Below are 14,033 nucleotides of genomic sequence, written 5' to 3' on the forward strand. Positions count from 1 at the left end.
GCTACAACACTCCTTCGTACCGAATCAAACCTTGTGTCGAATCTACCTTAAAAGCAGCCATCACTTCATCGTTCTCCCACCTGATTTCAAAATCATATACGCGGTTGATTCTCTCATCATAAATAAGCGCTTCGGTAATCATCCGAATCATCTCTACTTGAATAAAACCTTGCGTATACGCTCTGCCCAGCATCAGCTGCACTTCACAGCCATAATCATCTGAATAAATTGGATAGGCGAAGCGAATCGTTTGAATCGCTTTATGTATGTATTGCTTGATGGCATCCAGGCCATCGATCTGTCTGCCGATTTCGCCGGTCTCCAGATCAAGACTATACGTGCGCAAAACCGGCTTTTTCTTCACGATGGACTCAGGAAAACTAATATCGGGGGTCAGCCCCATATGCTCTCCGCCTTCCTATCAGCGATTAATAGGTTACAATCCGATCGAAGATAAAAAACTTCTGCCCGCCTTCGAACGTGATCACCATCACCTTATCGCCTTTTTTCAGAAGATCGTCTTTCTTGTCGTCATTGATGTAATGAATTTCGCCTTCCTCCAAGCTGAAGTCTTTGTCCGCCAGCTTAACTTCTACGGAGTATGGATGGTTGTGTGGAAAGGTTGATGACGGATCTGTATTGCCGCTAAACGTTTGAGCCCCGATGGTCGTCTTCCCGCTATTGGTCACATTCACCTTTCGCTTGACTCGGCAGAGCCTTTCGGCAACAACGATCAGCTCCTTCGGAATGATCAGCTTGTCGCTTCCCTTCAGCTTGATCTTCAAATCAGGTGCATCGGAGACGACCTCCGCCTCCATAAGCTCCGGCAGCTTCATCGCCTGGATGCTCTTGACGCTGTGCTGCTTGATCAAATCCCCAAGCGACATGACTACACCTGCCTTCATCAATATTGAATAATCCGGTCAATCACAAAAAACTTCTGTCCACCTTCAAAGGTGATCACCATCACCTTATCGCCCTTCTTCAGCAGATCATCCTTCTTGTCGTCATTGATATAACGAAGCTCGCCTTCCTTCATATCAAAGCTTCTGCCTGTCAAAGCGACCTCAAGCTTCGACGGATGATCATGAGGGGTGTTATTGGGCGGTGGTAAGGTATGTGGCATCGGGGTAATCGTCATATCGAAGGACTGCTTCCCGACTTCCGTCTTGCTGCCTGCATTCAGATTGATCTTCTGTACCACCTCGCATAGATGCTCGGCAACAACAATCAACTCTTTCGGGATGATCAGCTTGTCACTGCCCTTTAGCTTGATCTCCAGCTCAGGAGGATCCTTCGTAACCTCCGCCTCCATAAGCTCCATCAGCTTAAGTGACCGCAAGCTTTTCATACTGTGCATCTTGATTAGCTCGCCAAGCGACAAGTGACTCACCTGCTTTCATTCCCGCTTATGTCATCTCCGTTAAGGTCAGCGACATTTTGTGATACCGTCCGTTAAATTGATGATTGTCTTCCTCCACCGCATAGATCTGTTCGATATCCAGCTCAGGCACTCTGACTACAATGGCCGTACCGGAGATGACTTCGGATATCCCGATGACCTCATCGAGCTTAAGGGACTTCTTGACCTTTCCCTTCTCTGCGAGCAGCAAATCTGCCGCCTCCTGAAGCTGCGCACGGTTCTGCTTCTCCTTAACCTTCTCATAATGCTGCAGGACACCAAATTGCTTCTGAAGTGATTTGTTCTCCGCAGTCGCGATAATGGTCTGCTTCTCTTCACCGCCTTGCAGCTTTACCTTTGTCACCGTCTCTTCGATGGATTCCCCATACGAATAATCGATAAGATTAATACCGGTCTCGATCACCCAATTCCGGCTATTTTTCTTATAAGGCACAAGCTGCACTTTGCCGCCTTTGGAGTATAGCGAGTAGCGTATTCCCTTTTGCCGATAGGTAATAGCAAGAGCCTTCTTCACCATATCGAACAACGTCTCTTCATCGGACACCATATACGAAATGACATGCCCAGTGTCCTCAATCGTACCGGCAGGGATTGTGAAATCCGTGCACAGCTTGCTGAGGATTGCCGAAGCCTTCATACTCTTGAATACATAGGAATCTTTATTGTTCGTTAGGTAAATGAGTTGATCATAAGCGGTCAGACTGAGCTTACCGGGCTTGTATTCTGCGTTAAACACAATACCGCGAAACAACTCCTGTTCGCCGTCATTGAGCATGATACCAGTGCCATTCGCCACCTTAGCGGGACTGATATCGCCTTCCTTCGCATGAAGCAGGCTGACCGTCAGCTTCCGTACCGCCTTTTGCGAACTGCCAGACCATTCCACACTTTCTACAAGTGCGGTTACATCTGTTGTTGTTCCATTATCAACGAGCAGCACCTGGATCATGGAATCACCAGCACTTGATTCGGATAAATCGTGTAAGGTGGTTTTATCCCGTTAGCGGCTGCTATTTTCTCATAGGGCACCCCAACCATCCGGTCTATTGCCCATAACGTATCGCCTTTTTTGACCGTATACGACTTTGGCTTTACCGTCTGATTGGGGCGCTGCCCTTTGCTGCTAATCTCCGCCACCTTCTGTCCGTTCTCCTCTTTGGTCTCAACGGTACGCGGCTTCGTATATTTATACTCCCGAAGGGACAGCTCATAATAGATGCTGCCAATATCACCTGCGATCTCTCGGTAGGACAATGATTCGATCGTAACCGACACCGTCAGTTTCTGCCCTTCAGGGTTGATGATGACGAATTGAACAGGAAATCCGCTGTACTTCCACTTTTCAAACTGATCAATTCCCTTCTTAGGGGGAGGGATATCTTTGTAGGCGCAATATGGACCATAATGCTGGGGAAAATGGGAGGAGAACTCGTACGTCTTCAGCACCGGATCTTGTATGACGGTCACCTGTCCCAGTCCTTGTACATTTACTGTTTCGTTCGCTGAGCCGGCAGTCACCTTAAGCTCGGAAGGAGTGACAGGCAGCCAAAGCGATTCTTCTCCATTGTTATAGGTGAACCAGAACTCAACCGGCATACACGCCTTCTCCTTCCGTCAAGAGATCCTCTTCCAACATCCGCTTCAGCTTCTCGATAAAACGGTTCTCATCCGCATCATCATGAACATGCATCTCTCCGATCAGGTTCGAAATCTCTACTGATTTCGAATTATTCACAGAGCCTGCACCCGCCGGACTGTACGGCTGCAGCATCGAAGATTGCTGGTCCTGGGACAGCTGCCCGCTCCGATATTGATTCGCCTGCTCTGAAGTGAGCACCATCTCGCCTTGATGAAGCTGAGCAATATAACCGTTGAAAGGAACCCGGTTAAGCCCATTCAAATGGCTTCCATTTATTGGTGTTACCGACATATTGACGGTTGCTGCAGCACTGCCGAATATTGAACGGATCGAGTCCCATATTTGCTGCACCGTCTGGAAGAGCTTTTCCGACATGGACTGAAAGCCTTGAATAAGACTGTCCATGAACTGTGCGCCAAAGGACATCGCTTGCTGAGCAAGGCCAGTCATGAGGTCATACACGATTCGGACGCCCCAAGCGAAGGCTCCGATAATAATGCCCCACATGAGAAAGGTGAACTCTCCAATGCCAGATAACACGGGAGATATAACTCCCCATAGCGCACTGAGCGTATTCGCTGCCCCGTTGTACATCGCTCTAAACGCATTCATGACAGCAATGGAGACGGTATCAAAGGTGGAGAGGAAGACCGCCTTAATCGCTGACAACCTATTCCAGATGTTGTTCCAGATCGATAACATGGCAAGCTCCAGATAGTCTACAACCTCAAAAAACGACTTAACGGATTCCGCCACGAAAGCACGAAGTGTCTGGAGGAGATAAGCAATAATGGCAGGTCCTGCTGTTCGTACAAAACCCATAAAGGAATTAAAAGTCTGAATACCAAAGGCGATGACCGCGCTAGCCGTTGTCATGAACCATTGCCGAAGAGCTTGTGCCTTCGACATCACAAAGCCGATTGTATTCCAGAAGCCCCGCTCCATCGCATCGAGTGCCGTTTGAAAACCTAACCATGCCGCTTTCGCGGTCGATACAACGAAGCTTGAGATGTCACTCCAAGCCTCAGTTACCATCTGATACACCGGCAGCACAGCGTCTTTTACCGTCTGGTACAATCCAAGCAGCCCGGATGCATAGCCGGCAACAAAATTCTGAGCATAACTAATCGACTTGGAAGCGAAGCCCGTAAGCAAACCACCTACCTTGCCGATCGCACCCAGTACAGCATTACGAATGGTCTGAACCGCTCCAAGATGATCCCCTGCTGCTCCTTGCCAAACCCCTGCGAAAATGCCGCGCAGCATCTCCATCCCGGCTTGCCCAATGCCAACAATCGTGTCAAATGCCGATGAAATAATACCACTGACGGTCTGGAAAGCGGACCTGACCGTGCCGATGATAAACGCGCCTGCACCGGTGAAAATCTTCCCTATACCACTCCAGATCAAGGCATGGAATTGATAGATTCGCATCATAACTCCCGAGACAGTTGCCCAAACCGATTGGAAAACCGTGCTTACAGCCTGCCTGACCTGTGTTAACAGCTGTGTTGTTACAGCTGCAATATGGGTCCATGTCTGCGTTAGCCAAGCTGAAAGCTCTTGACCAAGTTGTGTGACCGTGCTAGCTAGCTTGTTCCATTGCGATATCGTCCCCGTTACAAACTGCTCGACACCGGTAGCTGCATCGGACCAAAGCTGATCCATCCAGGCGCCAAGATCAGCGAACAGCTGCTTTGTATCCGCGATAAACTGCTTCATGGATTGCACAAAACCGTTGTAAGCATTCACGATCCAGTCGATAGCTGCCTTCGTTTTCTCTTGAATGCCTCCCCAGTTACCCGTCCAAGCTGCGGTAAGCAAGCCAATCGCGGCCACGATCCAGAAAATTGGATTAGATAAAAGTCCTATAAATACGCCAATGCCTGAGATAATGGAAGCAACGGTGGAGATGACGGTAAAGGCGGCAAATGCCGCAACCAGCCCATTTAATATCGGCCTTAATGTCTCGAAGTTGGCGCTTACCCAATCAAGGGTCTTCTCCAGCCAGCCAAAGACCGGACCAAGCACATCGGCCAGCCATAGGAAACTCTTCACCAGCACATCAACCGTCTTTGCTGCTATGTTCTCGAGCTTCTTGAAGCCTCCGTTATTCAGCCAGTTCACAAGCCGCTGCATTACGGGCTTCACCTGCTCAAGCGCAGCAACTCCGGCATTCTGCAGAGAGCCCTTAACGCCTTCCGTAATAATCTCCCACATCCCGTTAGCCGATGTGTTCAGCTTAGCGGAGCCGCCTTTGAACCATGTATCAGCATCTTTCAGGAACTTGTTCCAGCCGCCCTTCTTGAATTCGAAACCAAATTCCGCTAGCTTCTTGTAGTCATTACCCTTCGCAGCTTCAATGGCTTCCATCGCTTCGGACACTGACTTGCCAGGATTAAATGCAGCCATATCCTCAGCGAGCTTCACAAGCTGCATCGCCTTGCCCGTATCGCCTTTGGTCAGCTTGATAGCCTGCATACCACCTGACAATACCTGATCAGCCGAGAAGGCGGTCATCTGGGCATTATCCCGAAGCGCCGCCCAATAATCAGCAAATGACTTCTCAAGAGCAGCCGCGCTTGCGGGTCCTTTCTTCCCTTTGCCCGAGCCTTTGCCGCCAGGCGGCTTCAGCTTGCTGACCAAAAAGTCGAAGCCAATTTTGTCGGATTCCAGATCAGCGGCTGCACCAACGGTAGAAGTGCCAAAGCTTTTCAGCTTTTCACCTACACCGCCGAACACCTCCTGCATGCTTTTCAAATGATCCGCAAGTGATGTCTTCTTTTCTTCAGCGGCTGCAGCTGGCGCTTTACCAGCGGCTTGCTTACCAGAGATGCTCTGCATCGCCTGCTTCCCGAGGCCTTTTTTCTTAAAAGGTTTAAAGCTGTTAAGAAAAACGGAAGCTCCTTTTTTCTTTGCGCCTTTTTTAATTGCGAATTGAATTCCTGCACTGGTAAGTACGGCTGCGGCTGGCGCCGGCATACGTAACCGCCTCCTTCCTTCTGACGTACGCTGCTAAGCTCATTTACGACCTTGCGCACGCGCGGATTTGCGCTCCGCATCCATCTCAAGAAATTCGGAAGCATAAATAAACGCGCGGTGGTAATCATCCATATGCCAAAGCTCCTGCGGGGCAACATGATGCTTTTGCCAGACCCGATGGGAGATCAGCGCATGATAATCACCACTGCGGATTAGTTTTTTGCGTCATCCACCAGCTCTTCAAAGTCTGTATCAAACCCGTTTACACGCTGTACGGCTTGAATCAACTCGGCGTATTCACCACCAACATTCAGAATCTCCTTCACGAGATCACAAGGGTCAACGAGACCGTAGCTGCTTAGCAGCTCTTGATCGCGGAAGTCAGGGTAGATCGTCGTTTCCACAGCAAGGCGGCAGGCGAACCGTTTCCAATCTACTTCTTCGCCAACCTTCTTCCCTTTCTTGAATTGCGGCACCGTACATTCGTCCTGCAAATCTTCAATTCGCTTCGTGTCTACGGCTTTCAATCGGAATGGAATCGGATTGCCGTCTTCGTCCTCGTAGCGCCGGGAGACAACAACCTCCTCAATTACAGCCTGCTTCGCCTTCCCTTTCATGAACACGCCCATCGATTTTGTTGCCGTTGTCATTGTTCATTCCTCCTACAATCTAGTGAAAACAGGTATTATTCAAAGCCATCCTTAAGCGCTTCTGGAACTTCCGCCCCTTCGAATGTAAACGGAATTTCCTCCTCCAATGCCTCAGCCTCAACATTGAATTGTCCGATCTTTACCGAATCGATATTGCAGTTAAGCAGCGTAATCCGCTCCGTACCGCGCCCTGAGCCAGGATCGTCAAGCACACCTTGCAGCGTGAAGTACACATCCTTACCCGTCGTTGCATATTCCAGCAGCATTTTCGAAAATTTCGTTGTTACCTTATAAAGGGTCAACGTCCCTGTTCCACTTAAGCTGGTTGTCTTCTTGCCCAGCCAGCGATTACCGAGAATCGCGATATCCACCTTGTTCTTCTCGATCGTCGCTTCGAATGACTTAGCGTAGCCGATTTCCTCACTATCGATGAACAGCCTTGCTTCCCGGCCGTTAATTGTATTGTCCGCACGAAATTTAGCCATCTCTTATCGCACCTCCACAGTAAAGAAGAATTTCTCCATGCTATCCACTGGCTGAATCCCAAGATTGACATACACTTCGTCACCGACAGAACGGACGGTATCAATCTCAAAATCTTTGATGAAGTCGACGTTTTGGATCGCGCCCGCATCCTGCAAGTCTCTTAAATATTGGTTGGCTGCAGCCTTTAAGAGCGCATGTCCATCCGCGTTATTATCGAGTTTTCCGATGTAGCTGTCGTTTGCCACACGGGCGAAATCATTCGCAATGGCATCCAGAACACGAACCACACGGTTTTTAGAGAAACGTCCATTGCGAGTCTGCGAATAAGAGACCAGAGAGTTAATATCCTGCTCAACCTTCACCTTCACGCCATCATGGACAAAGACGAACTGCCCTTTCTTAAGTGCTTCGATGACCTGGCTGTTCTTAAGGCGCGGATTCGCATCAACCGCTCCTTCATACGCGCTGTATGTATTGGATTGAATAATGGATGCACCAGCTGTAGCACCTGCTACCCAAGCAACCGCATCAAGCGCGCTAAGCGTTGAGCCGTCCAGCAGCACAACTCCATTACCAACACTTACGATACCTTCGTAATCGGAAATATTGGTGAAAGCTCCTTCCGTTAACGTACCTGCAATGACGCCTTGAATCTTCTTGCCTTCCTCCTCACGCATCCGTTTGATAAACGAAATGAAGGAGATCTTGAGTCCGGCATCCGAGAAAGGATAAGCAATAACGTCAAAATGCTGCGTCTCGGTTGCTTCCAGATAAGCGGTGTGATCTTCGCCTTTTACCGTTCCGTCTGCTCCGCCGACAAGCGGAGTTCCTGCTGTTTTCTCAACATTGCCAGCCCCGGTGAACGTAACCCATGCGTTAGCCTTCAGCTCGGATACGCTGCTTACGATTTGTTGATGAACAACACGACCGCTTACGAATGTTTTTACAAGCTTCTTTGTTGCGCCAGATGGATCATCCTCAGATGTAATCGTAATATCATTACCTCTTGACCCTGTATGTACGGCTGTTGCTGTTGTGACATTGGAATCTGAACCAAAGGAGGCTTTCGCGCGTTCCCCTTCATTCAGCCTGTAGATTAGCAGCGTCTTAGCCCGTTTCTTCGCTTCGCGAACCTTAATTACCTTCGGGTCATTGATGTCGTAACCGAGTAATTCAAGTACATCACTGTCAGTCTCAATCTTCAGAAAAGTATGCGACTGTCCCCAGCTTAGTTCAAGCGGCATCGTAACCGTTCCGCGATCACCTGATTTAATCCGTTCCAGCGCTGCGATTTTGAAATTCATGTACAAACCAGGTCTTACCTTCTCCACGCCTTGAATCCATGTTCCTCCTGCCATCTTAACGAACCTCCCTTTGCATATAGGCCTTAATGAACGATTGCGCTTCCGCGATCGTAAGCTCTCGACCACTCGCCTCGTATAAAGCACCATCCACAATCTCCGGATTAACCTGGAACAGCTTCCGCGCATTTCTCCGTAGACTTTCTGTCGAATAGCGCGTCTCTACCGTTTCCAAACCGGCAGCAGCCAGCTCACTCTCGATGGCTTCCGCAGGTACCTGAGCCGGTGTCTGCTGGACCTCGCTTTTCCTTGGTCTAGGCATCGCTTTTCACCCTTTCGATAACCGTTAATGTATTCACTTTCTCGTAAGTTTCTCTTTCATAGCTAACCTGTCTAGACCACTCAAGTGTTATTTGAGCCTCCCCGGTACCACCCATCTGCAGATCCAGCTTATCGATGCGAATGTACTCGCCGGTTGCCGCTCCTTCGTCATTGAGACATGGGATACGGTAACGAGGTGAGCGGATCGCATCCGCAATACTTTCCGCAGTCGTGAAAGCTTTGCTGTCCGTTGCTTCGAACACTTTGATAATCAGCGTATACGTCTTGCGAAACGATACTAAGTTGCCTGGGCTGTCAACTATCCGAGGCGGTGGGAAAGCAATAGCCGGGATCGTCTTCTCCTCGGGAATATCACCGATATACATCTCAGCGCTGACAATATTCCCGCATAAGGACGCAATCGAAACGATGTCGGCAAACAAATCGACCAGCCCCTTATCGAAGGTAATCTGTTCTAGTGTAAGCTGAGCAGAGCTTCGTTTCGGTACACCTCTTGAATGAATTACGTACCAAAATCGCCTAAGGAATGCCTAAATTTGTGTATGAAAAAAGCCAACAAAAAAAAGCCTCCTCAATGGGAAGCTTTCATGTCAGCTATTTTAGATCATATTAGAGGCTTTTAAGATGGAAGACAGCGTATGTAAGGCTCGTGATTTGTAGACATCATAAGTACTTTTTGGAATTTTCAACACAAACTCATATATGTATTTATCCTTTTTCTGCTCGAAGAAACATCGGGTCAAAATTTCCTTCCCCTCATAAGGCAGCGCTTCTAGCGCCCGTTCGATCGCTTTGCATTTTCCGGCATATTGTGCAATTTGGTCAGCCCTATGATCCCACACGGAAATATCTACTACCGCTTTCATTGACGGGTAAGCTCTCAGCAGCTGTTTAACCTTATGACGATCCTCATCCGTAACATCGACATGGGCTTGCAACAGCATGCACTACATTCCTCCATCAGCATCAAATTCTCCTGACCAACAATACTGAAACACAATTACCCAATAAAAGGTAATACCTATTTTACCAAAATTTCCTGGTTTGTGAACAGTTCGTTTGCACTATATGCAAAGCAAAAAAATGGGAATGGCACCACGGCTGCACCGTGATCCATTCCCACTCTAACCAGCAGCTCTTACTTCGCCCAAAGCTCAAAGAGCCCTTCTGTCACACCTAGGTTATACATATAAAATAGTCCAAAAAGGAAGCTCACGGTTCCAGCTGCCTGCATCAAACCGCGGTTAATTCTAACACTCGTCTTGCTGTATACAAAAGGAATACCTAGTATCGTCGTAAAAATTAACATACCTGTAATGGTCCCAACACCAAATACAAGAATATATAATGCACATTCCCATACCGACTCAACAGTAGATAACGTCAGAATGACCATCGCTGCACTTCCGGCAAGACCATGGACAAACCCGATGATTGTCACTTTAACGAGTGAAGCTTTCTCGTGTTGATGGGTTTGATGATAGGCCTTTTTTACCGATACAAAGTTTTTAAAACCTAGATACACCAGCATAATCCCAACCAAAAATTCCAGCGACATCGCCCACACTGCAGGCAGTTCTCCCTTAAGCAGCACAAGAACCATACCAACAATAAATAAAGTGCTTGTATGGCCAATCCCCCAGAAAATGCCTGTTAACGTAGAACGCCACAGCTTCTTCTGATTGCTTACCATTGTTGAAACTGCAATAATGTGGTCCGGCTCAATCGAATGTTTGATTCCCAACACTAAACCAAGAAGCATTACCGTTAATAAACTACCCATCCAATATCCCCCCATGAGGTATATATTTTTTCTGCGATGTCTGTAGTTAAGCCTGTGTAAGTTCGTAAGTTGAAATCTAGTTGGTTATTCAAACAATGGTGTAATCGCATTTGCTAACTTCTCATAACGCTTGTACACCGCTTTGTACAAACCGATATTCTCGTGATTTGGCAGTACCGCTTCTCCCATAGGAATATTCTGCTTAATCGATGCAAAATCCTGCTCTTCCCCGATTGCAACAAGAGCTGTCCATGCTGCTCCCCAAGCCGCGCTATGATGATTCTCGGATACATAAATTTCAGCTTCAAAAATATCCGCCATCAGCTGCAGCCAAATTAGAGAACGCGATAAGCCGCCATTCACGTAAATTTTCTTAGGAGGACCAGCCAACTGCTCAAGCGCCCGGCCAATCTGATATAGATTGAAGGTAATCCCTTCAAGAACAGCCCGCACATAATGTGCTTTGGTATGAGCAATCGTCATGCCATAGAAATTGCCTCTAGCCCGTTGATTCCATAGCGGAGCTCGTTCACCATTTATGTAGGGTAGGAATAGCAACCCTTCTGCTCCTGGTGTTGATTTTCCGGCTTCTGCAAGAAAATCCTCATAGCTGCCCTGATCATTCAACAGCTGCTTCAGCCATTGAAGAGCTACACCACCATTATTCGTAGGACCGCCAATAATATAGGAATCTTGTGTAAAAGAGTAGCAGAACGTCTCCCCGTTACTGCTCACTTTCGCTTCATTCGTAACCTGCCTTATCGCTCCGCTTGTTCCGACAGATACTGCAACCTCACCAGGAAGTAGTGCACCAATACCCAGATTGGACAGCTGACCATCGGCTGCCCCGATAGCAAAAGGCAGCGATGAAGCAACCCCCATCTCTTCAGCAATCTCAGCTTTTATTGCACCTAACAGGAATGTTGGCTCCACAATCTCAGACAACTGGCTAGCCGTAATGTCTGCCAAAGACAATAGCTCAGGCTCCCAATTCAAGGTTGAAGGGTTAAATAATCCGGTAGCAGATGCCATAGAGTAGTCAATGACCCGTTTTCCGAACCAGCAATAAATAAGATACTCTTTAATGGACATGAAGTACGCTGCCTTATGATACGGTTCATATCCGGTTTCTTTCATCCAGAGCAGCTTTAAGAAGGGCGACATTGGGTGAATCGGCGTACCTGTCTTGGCATATAAATACTGACGTTCTTCCTCTGTAAAACGATTGGCTTGATCTGTCCCTCTGCCGTCTGACCAAATGAATGCAGGAGATAATGGAACTCCCTCAGAGCTTACCGACAAGAGTGAATGCATAGCTGCAGAGAAGCCTAGCACAGCCAGGTCTTCTTTTGCAAGGCCTGCTTTCTGAATGGAATTTCTTACCGCCAGGACAGCCAATCGCTCTATAACAACGGCATCCTGCTGAACTTGACCTACCTCTGGATATTCGGAATGGATGAACTCTTCTTCTTCTGCAACAAGATTCCCAATGCGGTTAAAAATACATGCTTTCACGCTGGTCGTACCGATATCAAGCCCGATTATGTAATCTGACATTGTTGAAACCTTCCTTTTCTTTGGCCAATAATGTGCCTAACGTTTTCCTCATAACATGCAGCAAAAAAAGCGGTACAGAGATCAACTCTGTACCGCTAATCTATTATTCGTGGAAGTTCGTGCCGTCGGTAACTGCTTTCACATAACCTGCACGGATGACAAAGTCGCCAAAGTGCTCACCATTGTTGCGTTCAGCTGCATAACGGTGAATGATCGGAGTAAGAGTATCTATAATTTCGTCTTCGCCGATGTTCTCTTTGTACATCTTGCTTAGGCGGTCGCCTGAGAAACCGGCACCCATGTACATGTTGTACTTGCCTGGCGATTTACCGATGAACGAAATCTCGCCAAGTGCTGGACGCGCGCAGCCGTTCGGACAGCCCGTCATACGAATATTAATTTCTTTGTCCCGGAGACCTGCTTCCGCAAGAACTGGCTCCAGTCTGTCAATCAGGGAAGGCAGGTAGCGTTCAGCCTCTGCCATTGCCAGACCGCAAGTTGGAAGTGCTACGCAAGACAAGGCGCTGCGACGAAGAGCCGAATATTGAGTGCCTTCTGCAATACCGTATTCTTTCAGCAAGGCAACGATTTTTGATTTCTTCTGAGCAGTTACGTTAGCAATAACCAAGTTCTGGTTAGCCGTCAGACGGAAATCACCAGTATGGATCTTCGCGATTTCACGAAGTGCAGTTCTCAGCTTGTTGTCTTCTGTATCAACAACACGGCCGGCTTGAACGTACAGGTTCAAATTCCATTTGCCGTCTTTGCCTTTAATCCAGCCATAACGGTCACCCGTATGCTCGAAATGGAACTCACGAGCAGGAGCAAGCTCCCAGCCCAAACGATCTTGCAGCTCGTCAATGAACCAAGGCATACCATGACGGTCGATCGTATATTTGAAACGAGCGTATTTACGCACCGAACGGTTACCATAATCGCGTTGGATCGTTACAACTTTCTCAGCCAGATCCAATACTTGATCTGGAGTAACGAAGCCAATCACTTTAGCAAGCTGCGGGTAAGTCGCAGTATCGCCATGTGTCATACCCATGCCGCCGCCAACACTTACGTTAAAGCCTGCAAGCTTGCCGTCTTCACCAACGATTGCAATAAAGCCAAGATCCTGCGAATACACGTCAACATCATTGGATGGTGGTACAGCAATACCAATCTTGAACTTACGCGGCAGGTAGACTGGACCATAAATCGGCTCCACTTCTACGCCGTCTTGCTCCGTACTGTCGACTACCTTCTCGCCATCCAGCCAAATTTCATGATATGCCGGTGTTTTTGGCGCCAAATGCGACGTCAATTGCTGCGACCAGTAGAATACTTCGCTATGAAGCTCCGATTGATAAGGGTTAGGATTACACATCACGTTACGGCTAACGTCACCACAAGCTGCAAGTGTTGTCAGCATAGCTTGGTGGATTTCTTGAATCGTATGTTTCAAATTCCACTTCAATACACCGTGAAGTTGGAACGCTTGACGTGTAGTCAGCTTAAGGCTGCCCGTCCCATATTTATCCGCCAGGCTGTCCATAACAAGCCATTGCTCTGGTGTCGCTACACCACCTGGTGTTACAACACGAAGCATGAATTGGAAATAAGGCTCCAGCTTTTGCTTTTGACGCTCGTTACGATAGTCGCGGTCGTCCTGCATATAGCTGCCATGGAATTTCAACAAACGGTTATCCAGCTCGGGCAAACCGCCCGTAATACGGTTCGACAGGGAGTCTGTCAACGAACCGCGCAAATAGTTACTTTCCAATTTCAGATGTTCCACGTCGCTCGGCGGTCCGCCGATAGGCTCGACTTTATGGTTCTTTGCCATTGCTGTTGTTCGCTCCTTTACCCATATAATGGGTCG

The 14,033-nt window shown here is 48.1% G+C and carries 15 protein-coding genes; all 15 read right to left on the bottom strand.

Annotation, left to right across the window (positions count from 1 at the left end):
- Nucleotide 1: 1 nt before the first annotated feature.
- Entirely contained in the window at nucleotides 2-403 is a 402-nt protein-coding gene (locus AC0YNT_RS13865) for a DUF2634 domain-containing protein (RefSeq protein ID WP_475805123.1), read from the bottom strand.
- A gap of 25 nt (nucleotides 404-428) precedes the next feature.
- The gene (locus AC0YNT_RS13870; RefSeq protein WP_475805124.1) at nucleotides 429-905 is read right to left on the bottom strand and encodes a DUF2577 family protein; all 477 of its coding nucleotides are present in this window, start codon (nucleotides 903-905) and stop codon (nucleotides 429-431) included.
- Nucleotides 905-1,393: a DUF2577 family protein gene (locus AC0YNT_RS13875; protein WP_475805125.1), complete on the bottom strand. Its 489-nt coding sequence runs from the start codon at nucleotides 1,391-1,393 to the stop codon at nucleotides 905-907. Before AC0YNT_RS13875 ends, AC0YNT_RS13870 begins: the two co-directional genes overlap by 1 nt.
- A 16-nt stretch (nucleotides 1,394-1,409) precedes the next feature.
- Nucleotides 1,410-2,372: an XkdQ/YqbQ family protein gene (locus AC0YNT_RS13880; RefSeq protein WP_475805126.1), complete on the bottom strand. Its 963-nt coding sequence runs from the start codon at nucleotides 2,370-2,372 to the stop codon at nucleotides 1,410-1,412.
- Nucleotides 2,369-3,019: a LysM peptidoglycan-binding domain-containing protein gene (locus AC0YNT_RS13885; RefSeq protein ID WP_475805127.1), complete on the bottom strand. Its 651-nt coding sequence runs from the start codon at nucleotides 3,017-3,019 to the stop codon at nucleotides 2,369-2,371. Before AC0YNT_RS13885 ends, AC0YNT_RS13880 begins: the two co-directional genes overlap by 4 nt.
- Complete coding sequence (locus AC0YNT_RS13890; RefSeq protein WP_475805128.1) at nucleotides 3,009-6,044, bottom strand: hypothetical protein; 3,036 nt, start codon at nucleotides 6,042-6,044, stop codon at nucleotides 3,009-3,011. Before AC0YNT_RS13890 ends, AC0YNT_RS13885 begins: the two co-directional genes overlap by 11 nt.
- 212 nt (nucleotides 6,045-6,256) lie before the next feature.
- The gene (locus AC0YNT_RS13895) at nucleotides 6,257-6,694 is read right to left on the bottom strand and encodes a phage tail assembly chaperone (protein WP_475805129.1); all 438 of its coding nucleotides are present in this window, start codon (nucleotides 6,692-6,694) and stop codon (nucleotides 6,257-6,259) included.
- Nucleotides 6,695-6,729: 35 nt separating this feature from the next.
- On the bottom strand, nucleotides 6,730-7,179 hold the full coding sequence (locus tag AC0YNT_RS13900; RefSeq protein ID WP_475805130.1) for a phage tail tube protein: 450 nt from the start codon (nucleotides 7,177-7,179) through the stop codon (nucleotides 6,730-6,732).
- Between the two features lie 3 nt (nucleotides 7,180-7,182).
- The gene (locus AC0YNT_RS13905; protein ID WP_475805131.1) at nucleotides 7,183-8,538 is read right to left on the bottom strand and encodes a phage tail sheath family protein; all 1,356 of its coding nucleotides are present in this window, start codon (nucleotides 8,536-8,538) and stop codon (nucleotides 7,183-7,185) included.
- Nucleotide 8,539: 1 nt separating this feature from the next.
- Entirely contained in the window at nucleotides 8,540-8,803 is a 264-nt protein-coding gene (locus tag AC0YNT_RS13910) for a YqzN/YkzM domain-containing protein (RefSeq protein WP_475805132.1), read from the bottom strand.
- Nucleotides 8,796-9,245, bottom strand: coding sequence for a hypothetical protein (locus tag AC0YNT_RS13915; protein WP_475805133.1), 450 nt, complete (start codon nucleotides 9,243-9,245; stop codon nucleotides 8,796-8,798). The genes AC0YNT_RS13910 and AC0YNT_RS13915 overlap by 8 nt, the downstream gene beginning before the upstream one ends.
- A 177-nt stretch (nucleotides 9,246-9,422) precedes the next feature.
- Nucleotides 9,423-9,767: a hypothetical protein gene (locus tag AC0YNT_RS13920; RefSeq protein WP_475805134.1), complete on the bottom strand. Its 345-nt coding sequence runs from the start codon at nucleotides 9,765-9,767 to the stop codon at nucleotides 9,423-9,425.
- Between the two features lie 194 nt (nucleotides 9,768-9,961).
- Complete coding sequence (locus tag AC0YNT_RS13925) at nucleotides 9,962-10,606, bottom strand: urease accessory protein UreH (protein ID WP_475805135.1); 645 nt, start codon at nucleotides 10,604-10,606, stop codon at nucleotides 9,962-9,964.
- Nucleotides 10,607-10,690: 84 nt separating this feature from the next.
- A complete protein-coding gene (locus tag AC0YNT_RS13930) occupies nucleotides 10,691-12,163 on the bottom strand; it encodes a gluconokinase (protein WP_475805136.1) in 1,473 nt (490 codons plus the stop codon).
- A gap of 103 nt (nucleotides 12,164-12,266) precedes the next feature.
- Nucleotides 12,267-13,997, bottom strand: a complete 1,731-nt coding sequence (gene cysI, locus AC0YNT_RS13935; protein WP_475805137.1) for an assimilatory sulfite reductase (NADPH) hemoprotein subunit — start codon at nucleotides 13,995-13,997, stop codon at nucleotides 12,267-12,269.
- Nucleotides 13,998-14,033 lie beyond the last annotated feature (36 nt).

It is taken from the genome of Paenibacillus sp. J22R56 (assembly GCF_056269375.1).